At 70.1% G+C, this 15,825-nt stretch carries 14 protein-coding genes, 1 tRNA gene and 1 pseudogene; 4 read left to right on the top strand and 12 right to left on the bottom strand.

Going from position 1 to position 15,825, the window contains the following annotated elements; all coding sequences use genetic code 11:
- Positions 1 to 19 precede the first annotated feature (19 nt).
- The gene (locus KYX17_RS30315) at positions 20 to 481 is read right to left on the bottom strand and encodes a TetR/AcrR family transcriptional regulator (protein ID WP_308220990.1); all 462 of its coding nucleotides are present in this window, start codon (positions 479 to 481) and stop codon (positions 20 to 22) included.
- 94 nt (positions 482 to 575) lie between these two features.
- Here KYX17_RS30315 and KYX17_RS32475 point away from each other — a divergent pair.
- A pseudogene (locus tag KYX17_RS32475) lies at positions 576 to 635 on the top strand (hypothetical protein); the annotation flags it as partial.
- A gap of 9 nt (positions 636 to 644) precedes the next feature.
- Here KYX17_RS32475 and KYX17_RS30305 read toward each other — a convergent pair.
- Positions 645 to 1,766 carry an AraC family transcriptional regulator ligand-binding domain-containing protein gene (locus KYX17_RS30305; RefSeq protein WP_374209006.1) on the bottom strand — a complete coding sequence of 374 codons (1,122 nt, stop codon included), beginning with the start codon at positions 1,764 to 1,766 and terminating at the stop codon, positions 645 to 647.
- Between the two features lie 112 nt (positions 1,767 to 1,878).
- Here KYX17_RS30305 and KYX17_RS30300 point away from each other — a divergent pair, with 112 nt between their 5' ends.
- On the top strand, positions 1,879 to 2,916 hold the full coding sequence (locus KYX17_RS30300; protein WP_243233231.1) for an alpha/beta hydrolase: 1,038 nt from the start codon (positions 1,879 to 1,881) through the stop codon (positions 2,914 to 2,916).
- Here KYX17_RS30300 and KYX17_RS30295 read toward each other — a convergent pair.
- Both KYX17_RS30295 and KYX17_RS30290 read right to left on the bottom strand, forming a co-directional pair.
- A complete protein-coding gene (locus KYX17_RS30295; protein WP_243233229.1) occupies positions 2,913 to 4,199 on the bottom strand; it encodes a nitrate/nitrite transporter in 1,287 nt (428 codons plus the stop codon). The genes KYX17_RS30300 and KYX17_RS30295 overlap by 4 nt on opposite strands.
- 71 nt (positions 4,200 to 4,270) lie before the next feature.
- Complete coding sequence (locus tag KYX17_RS30290; protein WP_243233228.1) at positions 4,271 to 6,088, bottom strand: DUF2207 domain-containing protein; 1,818 nt, start codon at positions 6,086 to 6,088, stop codon at positions 4,271 to 4,273.
- A gap of 39 nt (positions 6,089 to 6,127) precedes the next feature.
- Here KYX17_RS30290 and KYX17_RS30285 point away from each other — a divergent pair, with 39 nt between their 5' ends.
- Entirely contained in the window at positions 6,128 to 6,562 is a 435-nt protein-coding gene (locus KYX17_RS30285; RefSeq protein ID WP_243233226.1) for a MarR family winged helix-turn-helix transcriptional regulator, read from the top strand.
- Between the two features lie 8 nt (positions 6,563 to 6,570).
- Here KYX17_RS30285 and KYX17_RS30280 read toward each other — a convergent pair whose 3' ends face one another.
- The 6 genes from KYX17_RS30280 to KYX17_RS30255 form a co-directional block, all read right to left on the bottom strand.
- Positions 6,571 to 7,968 (bottom strand): L-serine ammonia-lyase, encoded by a 1,398-nt coding sequence (locus tag KYX17_RS30280; protein WP_243233224.1) that lies wholly within the window; start codon positions 7,966 to 7,968, stop codon positions 6,571 to 6,573.
- 38 nt (positions 7,969 to 8,006) lie between these two features.
- Positions 8,007 to 8,870: a formate dehydrogenase accessory sulfurtransferase FdhD gene (gene fdhD / locus KYX17_RS30275; RefSeq protein WP_243233222.1), complete on the bottom strand. Its 864-nt coding sequence runs from the start codon at positions 8,868 to 8,870 to the stop codon at positions 8,007 to 8,009.
- Between the two features lie 7 nt (positions 8,871 to 8,877).
- Positions 8,878 to 11,295, bottom strand: a complete 2,418-nt coding sequence (locus KYX17_RS30270) for an FdhF/YdeP family oxidoreductase (RefSeq protein ID WP_243233220.1) — start codon at positions 11,293 to 11,295, stop codon at positions 8,878 to 8,880.
- A 245-nt stretch (positions 11,296 to 11,540) separates the two neighbouring features.
- Positions 11,541 to 11,613 (bottom strand) — tRNA-Arg (locus KYX17_RS30265).
- A 78-nt stretch (positions 11,614 to 11,691) separates the two neighbouring features.
- Complete coding sequence (locus KYX17_RS30260; RefSeq protein ID WP_243233218.1) at positions 11,692 to 12,381, bottom strand: asparagine synthase; 690 nt, start codon at positions 12,379 to 12,381, stop codon at positions 11,692 to 11,694.
- A gap of 78 nt (positions 12,382 to 12,459) precedes the next feature.
- Positions 12,460 to 12,888, bottom strand: a complete 429-nt coding sequence (locus KYX17_RS30255; protein WP_243233216.1) for a YdeI/OmpD-associated family protein — start codon at positions 12,886 to 12,888, stop codon at positions 12,460 to 12,462.
- A 116-nt stretch (positions 12,889 to 13,004) separates the two neighbouring features.
- Here KYX17_RS30255 and KYX17_RS30250 point away from each other — a divergent pair, with 116 nt between their 5' ends.
- Complete coding sequence (locus KYX17_RS30250; protein ID WP_243233215.1) at positions 13,005 to 13,202, top strand: hypothetical protein; 198 nt, start codon at positions 13,005 to 13,007, stop codon at positions 13,200 to 13,202.
- Positions 13,203 to 13,369: 167 nt separating this feature from the next.
- Here KYX17_RS30250 and KYX17_RS30245 read toward each other — a convergent pair whose 3' ends face one another.
- Together KYX17_RS30245 and araA are read right to left on the bottom strand one after the other, a co-directional pair.
- Positions 13,370 to 14,314, bottom strand: a complete 945-nt coding sequence (locus tag KYX17_RS30245; RefSeq protein ID WP_243233214.1) for an aldose 1-epimerase family protein — start codon at positions 14,312 to 14,314, stop codon at positions 13,370 to 13,372.
- Positions 14,314 to 15,825: an L-arabinose isomerase gene (gene araA / locus KYX17_RS30240; protein ID WP_243233213.1), complete on the bottom strand. Its 1,512-nt coding sequence runs from the start codon at positions 15,823 to 15,825 to the stop codon at positions 14,314 to 14,316. Before araA ends, KYX17_RS30245 begins: the two co-directional genes overlap by 1 nt.

Genomic DNA, 15,825 nt, shown 5'->3' with positions numbered 1-15,825 from the left:
AAGCCTCTCCGACCGGCCCTTACTGCGTCGTGGCCACGCGGGCGAAACCACCCGCGAGCACCGCGATCACCGCTTCGACCTGAGCGTCATCCCTGGTCGTGAGCCACCACTCGGCGAGCCCGTCCGCCGCCGCGTGGATCGCCGAGACCACCACCTGCGGCGACGCCAGACGGACGCCTCGCTGAGCGCACCAGAGCTCGAGCCGCTCCGCGATCATCCGCCGGTACGCCGCGGACTCGGTGCGAGCCGCATCCACCAGGGCATCGGATGCACGGGCGAGAGCGGTCAGTTCGGCCAGGCGCTCGTATCTGCGCGGGTCGGAGCGCACCTCCGACAGGAAGGAGCCGAGCGCCGCAGCCACCGCCACCTCGAGCGTGTCGACGGGCAACGGCTCCGCCCACACGCGAACCGCGAGTCGCTCCAACTCCCGCTCGAGCAACGCCGCGACCAGAGCAGCCTTCGACCCGAATGCGTAGTTCACCACGCGATGGGCCACACCCGCCCGCTGCGCCACCGAGCGCAGCGACTGGTATCTGGCCGAGATCAGTGTCAGCGCCCGTGCCCGCGGACGGGGCGTGGGAGCGACTCTGCTCTCGACGCATCTGCGCGCGCTCGACGCGATGCGCCAGAACGCGTACCTGGAGTCATCGACTCCCGACAATCGGCGCCTCTACCGGCGGCTCGGCTTCGAGGAGCTCACTCCCATCACCGGCCTGCCCGGAGCTCAGCCCGTCGCGATGCTGCGCCGCCCGGCCAGCTGCGACACGACGCCACTCGGTCGGCGACAGCCCCACCCACCGCCGGGTGGCGCGCCGGAGCGACCGCGCATCCGCGAACCCGGCCGCAGCGGCGACCTCGTCCAACGACGGAGCGGATGCGGCCAGCAGCCGCTCCGTCACCCGACGACGCTGCTCGTCGACGAGCGCGTTGTACGACGTGCCGGCCTCGGCGAGGCGCCGCCGGAGCGTGCGTTCACTCATCACCGCCGCACGGGCGTGGGCCGTGAGCGGAGGCACCTCCGGCAGCTCGGCCGCGATCCGAGCCGAGATGCGGGCGACCAGCTCACGCCGGTCCACCGCAGATGCGGCCTCGGCCTCGAGCGTGGCGCACGTCGCGACAAACGTCCACGGGTCCGCGTACGGATTCGCCAGCTCGACGGCCCGCAGGCCGATCCACCAGGCATCGTGCGCAGCCGCGAACCGCACCGGCGCACCCAACCCGCGTTCGTAGACCGCCACATCCGTGGGACGCGCCCGCGCGAGATCGACCCGCTCCGGTCGCGCAGTGCCCGCCGACACGTCGTGGATCATGCGCGTGAAGTGCGCGAAGGCGGCGTCGATCAGCACCCGATCCACGGCTGCGTCTCCGGTGTAGGTCTCCGCAACGACCGCCAGCGAGCGCTCATGGTGTTCGAGACGCCACCGCACGGGTGACCCGGCCAGCAGCTGGAACCGTACGGCGACCTCGATCGCGTCACGGATGCGGGCGGCGGAGAGCATCGCCAGACCCAGCATGCCGAGGACGGTGACCGGTTGCCGCCGCCCGAGCTCGATGCCGAGCGCCGGATCGCCGAGGGCCGCCCCCGCCGCGGCGACGACCAGTCGCATCTGCGACAGCGACACCCGTGTGCTGTCCACGTCGAGCGACCGGCGATCCACCTCCGCCCGACGCAGCGCGTCGTCGACACTCACCCCACGCTCGTCGACGAGCCGCACGAGGTGTCGGAGCAGGTGGGGGCCGACGGTCGCTCTGCGGGGGAGGCTCACACGGTCATTCTGTCTGACCGTCTGCGTCCGCGGGAACGGCCGTCGAGGCCCGGGCCGCGCGGGATGCGCCCCCTAGGGTGTTGCGCACCCCCACCGACAAAGGAGGACGCCCGTGAGCTCCACCGCACAGGAGCGCGTCACACGCGCCGTCATCCGCACCCTCGGAGCTCTGCCCGGGCCGCTCCAACGTCTGATCGCGGGCCGGCCGGTCGAGATCGACGGCCAACGCCTGCTCACCGAGGTGCAGATGGCCCTCCGACTGCTGAACGCCCTTCCCGGCGCCGCCTTCGAGGAGCTGCCGCTCCCCCAGGCGCGCGCGCAGGTGGATGCGGAGGCGCGGATCTTCGGTCGCAGCGATCCTGTCGACGTCGTCGAGGACATCCGCATCCCGACGCGTGCCGGGGAGGTCGGCGCCCGGCTCTATCAGGGCTCGACGCGAGGCGCACCGACCGGCACGGTCGTCTACTTCCACGGCGGCGGCTGGGTCGTCGGCGGGCTCACCTCGTGCGACTCCGTGTGCCGGTTCATCGCCGCGCACACCGACCTGCGCGTCGTGTCGGTCGACTACCGGCTGGCCCCCGAGCATCCGTTCCCGGCGGGCGTCGAAGACGCCGTCGACGCGTACCGCTGGGTGCGCGATCACCCGGAGTGGGGCACCACGGTCGCCGTCGCGGGAGACAGCGCCGGCGGCAATCTGAGTGCGGTCGTCTGCCAGCTGACCACCGATGCCCCACCGGATTTTCAGCTGCTGTTCTTCCCCGTCACCGACACGAGCACGAAGCATCCGTCGTACGACCTCTTCAGCGAGGGCTACTTCCTCACCGAACGACAGATGGACTGGTACATCCAGCACTACCTGCCGCGGCCCGCCGACCGCACGGATCCCCGCGCATCGCCGCTGCGGGGCGAGCTCGCGGGGCAGCCACCCGCGCACGTCGCCGTCTCGGGGTTCGACGTGCTGCGCGACGAGGGCATCGCATATGCGCGGCGCCTGCGTGAGGCGGGAGTGCCCACCACGCTGCAGGTCGTGCCCGGTCACATCCACGCGTTCGTCAACGCCACCGGCGTCGGCCGCACGAGCAGTGCTGCCCTGGCCGAGGCCGTGGATGCGCTGGTCGCCGGGATGCGCACGGCCCGTCTGACGCGCTAGTACGCGCCGTGGGCGCGCCGGCGCGCGTGGGACTCGACGACGACTCCCACGGTGCCCACGATCCACAGAGCGAAGGTCGCGCTCATGGCCAGCCGCAACTGGTCGCGCGTGTACGCGGCGGGGTCGGCACCCTGCAGGTCCAGCACCACGCCGATCACATACACCAGCACGAGCGCCGCGATGAAACCGCCCATGTTGACCACCCCGGTCGCGGTCGACAGCCGCGAGAGAGGGTTGTCCCGGCGCACGACGTCGAACGCGATCATGGATGCGGCGCCGCCGCTGGAGAGGGTCACGACCCACACGACGAGCAGCCACAGCGGCGCCTCGCCCGGGGTGATGAGCACGGCGAGCAGAGCCGCCGCCTGCGCCGCGACCGAGCTCAGCGCGATGAGCGGGCGCCGACCGGGATGCGCGGCCGAGAGCATGCCCATGAGCGGGGCGAACACCGCTCCGCTCAGCACGAACACGGTCACGAGGCCTGCGGCCGCATCACGCGAGAGCCCCTCACCCGCCATGAGGAAGGGAATGCCCCACAACAGCGCGAACGCGGTGCCGGCGAAAGGCGTCACGAAGTGGATCCAGAACCCGAGGCGCGTGCCGGGCTCGCGCAGCGCCGCGACCACGAGCGCGAGCTGGCGCGGGCGCGGCTTGCCGTCGGCGGCCACGGGCCGACCCCGCTCGCGGATGATCAGCGCATCGAGAACGGCGAAGACGACGAAGACTCCCGCGACGGCGGCGAAGGCGCTCTCCCAGCCGACGCCGTGGGCGAGAGAGGTGAGCAGCACGACGCTGAGCACTTGGCCGAGCTGGCCGAACTGCGCGGTGATCTGCTGCAGCACCGGCACCCGCTTGGCGGGCAGCCACAGCGCGATGAGGCGCAACACGCTGGGGAAGATGAGCGCGTCGCCGGCACCGGTCAGAAGGCGCGCCAGGATCGCCGAGGGCACGTCGGGGGCGAACGCCAGCCACAGCGAGCCGCCGGCCATCGTCAGCATCCCGACCGTCCCGATGACGCGGGCGCCCCAGCGATCCAGCAGCAGACCCGCCGGGATCTGCATGGCTCCGTAGACCATCAGCTGGAGCGTCGTGAACAGGGCGAGCGTGCTGGAGCCGGCATCGAAACGCACCGCCATGTCGGTGCCGAGGCCCGCGAGCGAGCTGCGACCCACGATCGCGACGAGGTATGTGAACGCGCCGGCGACCCAGATGATCCAGGGCAGGGCCCCGCGAGCCGGGCCCGGGACGCGAATCGTGCCGGTCGAGGCTCCGTAGTCGGTCATTTCGGGTGCGGGGCAGCCAGGAAGGGGCGCACTCCGCGAGCGAAAGACATCGACCCCATTCTACCGCGCGCTCAGACGCCGCCTCCGCCACCTCCCCCACCGCCCCCGCCCGCGGAGCCACCCCCGGTCGAGCCGCCGGAGCTGCTCGAGCTGGAGGTGGCCGCGGCCGAGAGTGAACTGACGCCGCTCGTGAAGGCGCTCACGTTGAACACGGCCGCACCGGCGTACCAGACCGGCGCGCTGGTGCTCTCGTAGTAGACGGCGAGCTGAGCAGCCCACTGCTTCTCGAGACCGAACACCACCGCGTAGGGCAGCAGCGGTTCATAGATCGCGAGGACCGCCGCCGCATCCGTCGTGTCGACCGGGAGCCGCTCAGCCGTCTCGGGTGACTGCAGCATGCGGATGCGGTCGGCCTCCGCCCAGCCGATGAAGAGCCGGAGACCGGCGAGCCGTTCTCGGGTCTCGGCGCCCTTGGGGCTCACGGGACGGTGCGCCAGCAGGAGGAAGCCGATGGCACCGATCAGAGCCGCAACGATGAAGATGAGCACGGGAGGGGCCGGGTCGACCTGTGCGGACAGCGCGAGTGCCCCCGTGACGATTGTCGCTGCCGTCGTGAGGATCAGTGCCCACAGCACGGGCCGTCGGCGCCCCCGCGGCACGGCGCGATACATGCCCCGTTCATCCAGCTCGGCTGCCGCCCACGTCCGCATGTCCTCCGACGTCTGAGCGAACGCGGTGTTGCGCTCACCGAACGCGAACTCGGCACCGGGCTGAGCGCTCTCGTCGAACAGCGCGTCGATGAACTCGCGGCCGTCCGCCCCCGCGAGGGAGGAATCCACCAGTACCGCCCGCAGCTTCGGCCGCACCCGGGAGCCACCCGGCACCTCTTCGATACGGATCGCGCCCCGCACGGCGAGCTCCAGGAGCGCCGCGGGCGCCGCCTTCGACGGCTTGGACAACAGCACGGCCGCGGTCAACGGCGTGACGTCCGCCGGCGGCTCGTACTCCGCGATGACGACACCGCGCCCTGGAGAGTCGCGCAGGATGCGGCGCCAGACGACGATCGCCCACGCGAACGCCCCGAGCAGTGCCAGGAACGATCCGCTCTGGGCCCAGCCCCACCCGGAGGCGAAGTAGCTGCTGTCGAACATCGCGAAGGTGCCCGGCGCGAACCCCACCGACAGCGTGACCGTCTGGCGGGGCGCGACGTTCGCCACCGACACGGATGCGGCCGCCGCATCCGTGTCGAGAGTGATCGGGCACGTGGTCGTATCCCCCTGCGCGCCCACGTAGCAGGCGGCCTGGGCGGTGAGGGAATCGGCGAGCGCCGGATCGACGTGAAGCGTGGCGGAGACGGAGCCGAAGCTCTGCGCCCAGTCGACGCCGTTCACGTCCCAGTAGAACTCCTCGGTCCCCGTGTCGGGGAAGTACCAAGCGACGTTGCTCAGGTCGTAGGTGAAGACGTAGGTCTGTGCGCCGTGCGCGAAACCGTCCACGCGCGACGTCACGCTCCACGTGCCGTCGTCGCTATCGACCTCGGCATCGCGCGGCGCGCCCGTCTCGTCGGTGACGGAGACCAGTTCGGGACGCAGCGGCTGCCCGTTATACGTGTCGGGGATGGCGCGGCGCATGCCGCGGTTCTGATCGGTCTCGGGGAACTCCGCGACGAAGCGCTCGACGACGTGGAGCCGGGAGGTGCCGTCGTCCGCGCGGGTCAGCGTGTAGTCGACGTCGAGGCTCCGGAACGTGAAGTCGTCGACGCCTGCCTGGACGACGGTCGCGGGTTTCGGAGGCGCGACAGCCTCGGGGACGGCGGCGAAACCCGCGACGGTGAAAGCGAGAGCGAGAGCGGATGCGGCGGCGATGGCGCGCGTGATTGCCCCGATCATGGCACCAGCCTATGCCGGGCACAGCGTACGCTATCGGGCATGAGTGACCGCCGTCTGGCCATCGATGCCTGGGAGAGCCTGTTCCGGGCCCAGCACGAGATCTTCGCCGAGGTGGGTGCCGACTTCGAGCAGAGCGGCCTGCAGCAGGGGGAATACGACGTGCTCCTGACCGTCACGCGCGCGCCCGACATGTCGGCGCGGTTGCGGGATGTGACGCGCAACATGCTCATCAGCCAGCCCAGCGTCTCGCGCCTGGTCGACCGGATGGTCGCGCGCGGGCTGCTGTCGAAGTGCACCGACCCCGACGACGGCCGCGGCGCCATCGTGCGGGCCACCGAGACGGGCGCGCGGCTGTTCCGCTCCATCGCGGCCGTGCACAGCCGCTCGATCGCCGAGCACATGTCGAGCCTGGACGACGACGAGCTGCGAACCCTGCTGGCGCTGACACAGAAGCTCCGTCCTCGTCGGGACTGAGCGCCCGGTCAGCACTCGATGACGTTGACGGCGAGACCGCCCTCGCTCGTCTCCTTGTACTTCGTCGACATGTCGATCCCGGTCTGACGCATCGTCTCGACGACCGTGTCGAGCGAAACGTAGTGCGACCCGTCGCCGCGCAGCGCGAGTCGCGCCGCGGTGACCGCGGTGGCTGCGGCGATCGCATTGCGTTCGATGCACGGAATCTGCACGAGCCCTCCGACGGGGTCGCAGGTGAGACCGAGATGGTGCTCCATGGCGATCTCGGCCGCGTTCTCGATCTGCGCGGGGGTACCGCCCATGACAGCGGTGAGACCGCCCGCCGCCATCGCGCAGGCCGAGCCGACCTCCGCCTGGCATCCGCCCTCGGCCCCGGAGATGGAGGCGTTCGCCTTGAACAAGGACCCGAGCGCGGTGGCCGTCAGCAGAAAACGTCGGATGCCGCGGGGTCTCTCGTCATCGGCGATCGCTCGGTCGAGACCGACGCCCGCGTCCGCGAGGAAGCGCCACCAGTACATGGCGACCGCGGGAAGGATGCCGGCGGCACCGTTGGTGGGCGCCGTCACCACCCGCCCGCCCGCGGCGTTCTCCTCGTTGACGGCGAGCGCGAAGGCGCCGAGCCATTCACCGGGAAGTTCGCGGTGGCCGATCGCCTGGGCGCTCTCGAGCTGCGCCCGCAGCGAGCCGGCGCGACGCTTCACGCCGAGCTGCCCGGGAAGCACGCCCTCGTGGGCGAGCCCGGCCGTGATGCAGGCGCTCATCGCGCCCCAGATCGCGTCGAGTCCGGTGCGCACGTCGTCCTCGCTGCGCCAGGCCTGCTCGTTGCGGCGGGCGATCTCGGCGATGGAGAGGCCGGTCTCGGCGCAGAGCGCGAGCAGCTGGGCGGCGCTGGTGTAGGCGTAGGGCACGGCTGCGGGCGCCTGCGCCGCCTCGCCGTCGCGGCGGATGAACCCGCCGCCGATCGAGAAGTAGGTCTCGCTCGCGACGATCTCTCCCGCCGCATCCCATGCCGTCAGCGTGAGGGCGTTGGGGTGCTCGGGACGACGCACACGGGGCGAGAGCACGATGTCCGCGAGCTGGAAGCGGATCGGATGGATGCCGGCGAGCGCGAGCGACCCGTCGTCCCCCAGCGTGGACCAGGCTCCTCGCACCAGCTCCGGATTCACCGTTTCGGGGTGGTGGCCCGCCAGCCCCGCGACGATCGCGTCGGGGGTGCCGTGTCCGATGCCCGTCGCACCCAGGGAACCGAACAGCTCGCATCCCACACGATGCACGCGCTCGAGCAGCCCCGCATCCGCGAGCCGCCGGGCGAAGACACCGGCGGCACGCATCGGTCCGACGGTATGGGAGCTCGAGGGTCCGACACCGATGGAGAACAACTCGAACGCCGAAACGTATGCGCTCACCCCGCCAGCCTACGCTCGGACGCCTGGATGCGGCGGCGTCACTCCTCGACGGTGAGCCGCTCGGGGTGCGCGTAGACGTTCAGCGAGGTGCCGCGTGAGAACCCCACGAGTGTGAGGTGCATCGACGACGCGAGTTCCACGGCGAGCGAGGAGGGCGCCGAGACCGCGGCCAGCACGGGGATGCCCGCCATGATCGCCTTCTGCACGAGCTCGAAGCTCGCGCGACCCGAGACCTGCAGCGCGGTGCCTGCGAGGGGCAACCGGTCGGCGAGCAGCGCCCAGCCGATCACCTTGTCGACCGCGTTGTGGCGTCCGACATCCTCACGCAGCACCAGCAGCTCCCCCGTTGCGATGTCGAAGAGCGCCGCCGCGTGCAGGCCACCCGTCTTCTCGAAGAGCGCCTGCCCACGTCGCAGCGCGTCCGGCAGCGAGGCGAGCCACCGCGCGGACGCGCGGCTCTCGTCGGCGGCCAGGTCGAATCGCGAGACCTTGGTGATCTGCTCGATGGATGCGGCACCGCAGACGCCGCAGGAGCTCGTCGTGTAGAAGGCGCGGGCCGCGTCCCTGGCGGGGATCTCACGCCCGGGCGCGAGCGCCATGTCGAGCACGTTGTAGGTGTTCTCGCTCTGCGGCGCACCGACGGGGGTGCTCCCCGGGCCCCCGCAGTGGATCGCGCTGCGGACGTCGGCGCCGGTGGCGATGACACCCTCCCCCGTGAGGAAACCGGCGGCGAGCTCGAGATCGTGACCCGGGGTGCGCATCGTCACGACGAGCGGCTCCCCGCCCACGCGCACCTCCAGCGGCTCCTCCACCACGACTGTGTCGGCGCGACGACGCGTCGCGACGCCGTCGTCCGTGAAGGCGATGCGCGTGACCGGGGTGCGCTCGGTGAGTCTTCCCATGCCGCGCTCAGCGGTGCTCGAGGCGCACGATGACCGCCTTCGAGGTGGGCGTGCCGCTGACATCGGCGACCGATTCGAGCGGCACGAGCACGTTCGTCTCGGGGTAGTAGGCGGCCGCGTTCTGACGGGGCGTGTCGTAGGAGACGATGCGGAAGCTCTCGGCGCGACGCTCCTGGAGGCTGCCGTCCGCATCCGTCCATTCGGAGACGAGGTCGACGATCTCCCCCTCCGCGAAGCCGAGCTCGCGGATGTCGTCGGCGTTGACGAGCACGACGCGACGGCCCCCGTGGATCCCCCGGTACCGGTCGTCCTTGCCGTAGACCGTGGTGTTGTACTGATCGTGAGAGCGCAGCGTCTGTAGCAGCAGGCGCCCAGCGGGGATGTGCGGGTACTCCAGCGGATTGACCGTGAAACGCGCCTTGCCATCGATCGTCGCGAACCGACGCTCGTCGCGCGGGCCGTTCGGCAGGAAGAACGTGCGTCCCTTCTGGATGCGGCTCTCGTAGTCCTCGAACCCAGGGATCACCCGTTCGATGTGAGAGCGGATGAGCGCATAGTCCGCCTCGAGGGCGGCCCAGTCCGCCTGCGGCACATTGGCCGGGTCGTGAAGACCGGCCGCATCCAGACCTTCGGACTCCACCGTCCCGTGCTCGGGAAGGGTACGTTCATGGTCGCCGTCATGGGCTGTCGGCGCCTCCTGGGGCGAGGACCCGCCGCCGAACAGGAGCGCGCACAGCCGCGCGATGATCGCGACCTCGCTGAGCATGTCTTCGGAGGGCGGGGCGAGCCGACCGCGCGAGGCGTGCACGGCACCCATCGAATCCTCCACCGTGACACGCTGTTCCCGGCCGCCGCGACGATCGCGGTCGGTGCGTCCGAGCGTGGGAAGGATGAGCGCGCGGCTACCGGTGATGACGTGGGAGCGGTTGAGCTTTGTCGACACGTGCACGGTGAGGCCCACGCGCGCCATTCCCGCCTCGACGACCGCGGTGTCGGGCGTCGCCGACACGAAGTTGCCGCCCATGCCCATGAAGAAGCGCACCTTACCGTCGCGCATCGCGCGGATGGCGGCGACGGTGTCGAAGCCGTGCGCGCGAGGCGCGGCGAACGAGAACTCCCGATCGAGAGCGTCGAGGAAGGCATCCGCCGGCTTCTCGTAGATGCCGACCGTGCGGTCGCCCTGCACGTTCGAGTGGCCGCGCACGGGGCAGACGCCCGCCCCGGGGCGACCGATGTTGCCCTGCAGCAGCAGCACGTTCACGACATCGCGGAGGGTGGGCACGGAGTGCTTGTGCTGGGTGAGTCCCATCGCCCAGCACACGATCGTCGCCTTCGAGGCGCGCACCTCGTCGCCGATCGCGCGCAACTCCTGCTCGCCGAGGCCGGTAGCCTCCTCCAGCTGCGACCACTGCGCATCCGCCATCTGCCGGCGGTACGACTCGAACCCGCTCGTGTGGGCGCTGATGAAGGCCGTGTCCAGCACGTCGCCGTCTCGGTCCTGCGCCTCGAGCAGATGCTTGCCGATCGCGTGGAAGAGCGCCTGGTCGCCGCCGGAGCGGATCTGCACGAAGCGGTCGGCGAGCTTGGTGCCGCCGAAGGCCACTCCGCGCGGGGTCTGCGGGTTCTCGAACCGCATGAGCCCCGCCTCGGGCAGCGGGTTCACGGCGATGATGCGCGCGCCGCGCTGCTTCGCCTTCTCGAGGGCCGACAGCATGCGGGGATGATTCGTGCCGGGGTTCTGGCCGGCGACGATCAGCAGGTCCGCCTCGTGGATGTCTTCGATCGAGACGGTGCCCTTGCCGATGCCGATCGTCTCCGTCAGCGCCGAGCCGCTGGACTCGTGGCACATGTTGGAGCAGTCGGGGAGGTTGTTCGTGCCGAGCCCGCGCACGAGCACCTGGTACAGGAACGCCGCCTCGTTCGAGGTGCGTCCCGATGTGTAGAACACCGCCTCGTCGGGGTGCGACAGCGTTTTGAGCTCGTCCGCGATCATCTCGAGCGCCGCATCCCACGAGATCGGACGGTAGTGCGTGGCACCTTCGTCGAGCACCATCGGATGCGTCAGCCGCCCCTGCTGGCCGAGCCACCAGTCATCGCCTTCGCGTAGGTCGGCGATCGAGTGGGCGGCGAAGAACTCCGGCCCGACGCGGCGCACGGTCGCCTCCTCGGCGACGGCCTTGGCGCCGTTCTCGCAGAACTCGGCGACGTGCCGCTTGTCCTCCTCCGGCCACGCGCAGCCGGGGCAGTCGAACCCGTCCTTCTGGTTGACGCGGAGCAGGGTCTCGGCGGATCGCTTGAGGCCCATCTGCTCGTTCGCGATCTGGAGCGCATGCAGCACGGCCGGCACGCCCACCGCGACCTTCTTCGGTCGCGATACGTGCACGCGGGTCTCATCGATATTGGCCGTCGGCGGCTTCATCGGCATGTCGCCAGAGTACGCCCCCCGCGCCGTGACCGGGTCGCGCGGTGACGCCTCAGCCGTCGACCGCCTGCCAGAACGCCCGCGCGTCACGGGCGGCAGCCCCACTCATCGACGAACTGCTGGAGGGCGTTCATGCTCCGCAGGCTAGCCAGGCGAGCGGAAGTCGCGCAGATATCGACGGCTTCTCGACCTAACGAAGAAGACCCCCGCATCGCGGAGGTCTTTTTCGTTACTGTCTCAACACAGTGTGCGCCCGAAGGGACTCGAACCCCTAACCTTCTGATCCGTAGTCAGATGCTCTATCCATTGAGCTACGGGCGCATGTTTCCCGTCGCATTCCTGCGCGCGGGCACTAGGAGAGACTACAACACAACCGGGGTTGCTCGCGAATCGAGACGGCTACTCCAGCTCGCTGACGTCGATCCCGCCCCGCCGCTCGGTGCCAGCGGAGACCGCGGGCGCCGCATCCTCGACCTTCGCGTTCAGCCTGCGCCGGTGCGCGGCGAGACGGGGGAGGTCGACGAGCCGCAGGCTCTGCATCCGCGCCTGCCGCATCTTGTCGTAGCCCGGCTCGAGGTCGGGCCGGGCGGCCTCGATCCGTAGGGAGCTGTCGATGTTGCGCGCGACCTCTGCCCAGGCCGCCTCGCGCGCAGCCTCCACCAGTTCGCGGAGCCCCTCGAGATCCTCCGCGCGCTCGCGGAGCTCCTGGGCGATGCGCAGGGACTGCTTGCGCCGGCGTCGGAGGTTGCGCACATCACGGCTGCGATAGTCGTGCGTGCCCCCGGAGTCGCTGAAGCGGCCACGCGCCAGCTTGCGCTCCCGCTCCGCGCGCTCGGCGTCCGCCTCCGCCTCCGCGGCGAGCTTCAGCAGCGCGTCCTTCGCGTCAGGCACGAACCGATCGGCGTCGAATCCTTCTCCGGCGGAGAGGATGTCCACGAGGATGTGGTTCTTCAACGACAGACGTGTTGCGGCCGCGGCGATGTAGACGCCCTCGGCCACGACATCGGCGAGTTTCGGGCGCGACGCTCGTGCGGCCCACAAGGCTCCGAGTCCCTTGTGATCCGTCGGTTCGTCCGCTCGTGATGCCACAGCACCCCCTCCCTGGATTCTATCGGAGGGGTCTCGGCGACTCACGGGTCGAGAATGGGGAAAAGCGCCCGGGGCGGCTCAGCCCAGCGACTCGACCACCTTGTCGATACGGCGCTGCCGCGTCTCGGCCGCCTTGGCGCCCGTCACCGCGGTAACATGCGCCTTCTGCGCACTCGGCGAAAGAGCGTCGAAGGCGGGGCGGAGCGCCGCGGACGCCAGCGCCTCAGCGAGATCCTCCGGCACCTCGACGGTGCGCGGAGCGGTGTCGAGTTCGACGTCGATCGTGAGGGCATCGCCACCGCCGATGCCCGTCTCACGCCGCTTGTCCGCGCTGAACGGGATCAGGTGTTTGCCGGCCATCACTCCGACGGTCGAGCGATACGTGTACCCGTTGACGGTCACCACCAGAGCGGGACGACGGCCGCCGCCGAGCTCCTCGATCACTTCCCCGGGAACCTCGATACCCGTGTTGTTCCCGAACTGCGACATGGTCGCCTCGAAGCGCATGGGCCGAGTATGCACCCCGAGCGCCGCTAGCAACCAGCCCCATTCGGTGCAACCCCACCGGTCCCGCCGGATGGCCGGATTAACCTGTCGGCACACCTCGACGAAGGGAGCACATCATGGGTTTCATCGATGATGCGAAGGAGGCCGCGGAGACCGCCGGTCGCAAGCTCAAGGACAAGTGGGACGACACCACGGACCGCATCGGCGACAAGATCGACGAGGCCAAGGCCGACGCGAACGTCAAGAAGGCCGAGGCCGAGAAGGAGTCGGTCGAGCGTCGCAACGAGGTCAAGGAGAACCTGCGCGACAGCTGACGCTCACAGGCGTCATCGCGCATCCCTGTCATCGAAGGCCCCGGAGAAGGATTCGTCCCTCTCCGGGGCCTTCCGCGTCCCCGCAAGCAACGTTCGCCTGTCACAGATCGACGCCGGAGGCGCGATCTGTGACAGGCGAACGTGTCGTGGACGCGGGCCGTGACCGGTCAGATGGTGCGGATCGACCAGCTCGCCGAGAGCGAACCGCCGGGCTCGAGCACCTGGAGGCCCACGTCGTACGGGTACCGGTCCGCGTTGAACGCGTCCGGCGCGCATGTCATGGGCTCGATCGCGAGCCCCACGCGGTGTCCCGAGAGACCCGGGCGATCGGCCGTGTGCACCTGGAGCCAGGGGCACGCCGCATCCCACGTCATGGCCACACCGCGGCCGTTCGCATCTGTCAGACGTACCGTCGCGAAGCCGTCCGCATCGCGGATGAGTCCGGTGTAGGCGTGATCGATCTCGGCAGCGGCGATCCGTCGTGCGGTGCGGTAGTCGAACCGCGACGGATCGTCGGCTTCGACCGGCTTCAGCTCGGTCGGCGCCAGTCGGTCCTCCGTGACGTGCAGCACCTCGGCGGCGGGCAGCTCGAACGTCCAGTCGTCGACGAGTCCGTCGCCTGCCACCAGATACGGATGCGGTCCTGTGCCGTACGGCGCAGCCGTGTCGGACTCGTTGACCGCGGTCACCGTCTGCGTGAGGCCATCCGCATCCAACGTGAAACGCGTCTCCACGCGCACACGCCACGGATAGCCGTCCTGCGCCTCGACCACGGCCGACAGGGTGACGTGGTCGGAGCCCTTGTCGATCGCGGTGTAGTCGAGCCATGCCGCGAGTCCGTGCAGCGCATGCCCGCGTGCGGGCTCGGTCAGCGCGAGCCGGTACTCCTCACCCCCGAAGGCGTAGCGGCCGTCCACGACCCGGTTGGGCCACGGGGCGAGCGTCGCACCCCGGTAGGCGGGGCGGACCTCGTCCGCCCCGAAAGGGACGACGAGGTCGCGCCCGGCGTACGTGAGGGCGCGAAGGGATGCGCCGACGCTCGCGATGCTCGCCTCAACGTCACCCGAACGCAGCAGGTGCTGCGTACCCGACAACGGCACCGAACCCGTCATCACAGGCCCTGCGCGAGACGGTAGTACGCCTGGTTCCACCGCAGCTCGCGCTGGAAGTCACGCACCGTGGTCGACTCGTCGATGACGACCAGTTCGGTCTTCGCGATCTCGGCGAAGTCCCGGAACACCTCGATGCCGACGGCGGTCGACATCACCGTGTGGTGGGCGGCTCCCGCCGCGAGCCAGCAGGCGGCGGAGGTCGCGAAGTCGGGAGCAGGCTTCCACACGGCGCGACCCACGGGCAGCTTCGGCAGCTCCGGCGCAGACACGTTCTCGACCACGTTGGCCACCAGACGGAACCGGTCGCGCATGTCGCTCATGGCAACGACGACAGCGGAGCCCGGGTCGGCCGTGAAGACGAGGCGCACCGGGTCGTCCTTGCCGCCGATGCCGAGCGGGTGGATCTCCAGCCGCGGCTTGGCGGTGGTCAGCGACGGGGCGACCTCCAGCATGTGCGCGCCGAGGATCTTCTCGTCGCCGGCCACGAGGTCGTAGGTGTAGTCCTCCATGAGGCTCGCGCCGCCGGGCAGGCCCGCACCCATGACATTGGCCACACGCACGAGGATCGCCGTCTTCCAGTCTCCCTCGGCGCCGAAGCCGTAGCCCTCGGCCATGAGGCGCTGGACAGCCAGGCCCGGAAGCTGCTTCAGAGCGCCGAGGTCCTCGAAGCTCGTCGTGAAGGCGCCGAAGCCGCCCTCCTCGAGGAACGAGCGCAGACCGAGCTCGATCGCGGCCCCGTCACGCAGGGACTGGTGCCGCTCGCCTCCCGCGCGCAGCTCGTCGACGACGTCGTACAGCTCCTCGTACTCGGCCACCAGAGCGTCGATGTCGGACTCGGATGCGGCGGCGACCGCATCCGCCAACTCGTTGACGCCCCAGGTGTTCACCTGCACGCCGAAGCGCAGCTCCGCCTCGGTCTTGTCGCCCTCGGTGACGGCGACATAGCGCATGTTGTCGCCGAAACGGGCGAGCTTCAGCGTGCGAACCGCAGCCCAGCCGGCGGCGGCGCGCTCCCAGTCCTCGATCTGCTGGCGGACGACCGGGTTCGAGACGTGACCCACGACGGTCTTGCGGGCAACGCCGAGTCGCGTCTGGATGTAACCGAACTCGCGGTCGCCGTGCGCGGCCTGGTTCAGGTTCATGAAGTCGAAGTCGATGTCGGCCCACGGCAGCTCGACGTTGGCCTGTGTGTGCAGGTGCAGCAGAGGCTTCTGGAGGGCGTCGAGGCCCGAGATCCACATCTTGGCGGGGCTGAAGGTGTGCATCCACGCGATCACGCCGATGACGTCGTCGCGGCTGTTGATCTCCAACGCCATCCGACGGATCGAGTCCGCGTCCTTCAGCACGGGCTTCCAGACGACCTTCACGGGAAGCTCACCCAAGCCCGCGACGACGGCCTGCGACTGCTCGGCGACCTGCTTGAGGGTCTCCTCGCCGTAGAGGTTCTGGCTGCCGGTGACGAACCAGACCTCGTAGCCGTCGAGGGAGCTGGACAAGGGGGTACGAGGCAT

The sequence above is a fragment of the Microbacterium sp. CIAB417 genome, from assembly GCF_022788845.1.
Note: the sequence above shows the minus strand (reverse complement) of the source record. Positions and strands in the feature narration are given on the sequence as shown.

Bases quoted from the DNA above. Each gene is read 5' to 3' on its own strand.
- KYX17_RS30295 (WP_243233229.1), bottom strand. From the start codon at position 4,199: ATGACCGACTACGGAGCCTCGACCGGCACGATTCGCGTCCCGGGCCCG.
- KYX17_RS30290 (WP_243233228.1), bottom strand. From the start codon at position 6,088: ATGATCGGGGCAATCACGCGCGCCATCGCCGCCGCATCCGCTCTCGCT.
- KYX17_RS30285 (WP_243233226.1), top strand. From the start codon at position 6,128: ATGAGTGACCGCCGTCTGGCCATCGATGCCTGGGAGAGCCTGTTCCGG.
- fdhD (WP_243233222.1), bottom strand. From the start codon at position 8,870: ATGGGAAGACTCACCGAGCGCACCCCGGTCACGCGCATCGCCTTCACG.
- KYX17_RS30270 (WP_243233220.1), bottom strand. From the start codon at position 11,295: ATGCCGATGAAGCCGCCGACGGCCAATATCGATGAGACCCGCGTGCAC.
- KYX17_RS30255 (WP_243233216.1), bottom strand. From the start codon at position 12,888: ATGCGCTTCGAGGCGACCATGTCGCAGTTCGGGAACAACACGGGTATC.
- KYX17_RS30250 (WP_243233215.1), top strand. From the start codon at position 13,005: ATGGGTTTCATCGATGATGCGAAGGAGGCCGCGGAGACCGCCGGTCGC.
- KYX17_RS30245 (WP_243233214.1), bottom strand. From the start codon at position 14,314: ATGACGGGTTCGGTGCCGTTGTCGGGTACGCAGCACCTGCTGCGTTCG.
- araA (WP_243233213.1), bottom strand. From the start codon at position 15,825: ATGCCTCGTACCCCCTTGTCCAGCTCCCTCGACGGCTACGAGGTCTGG.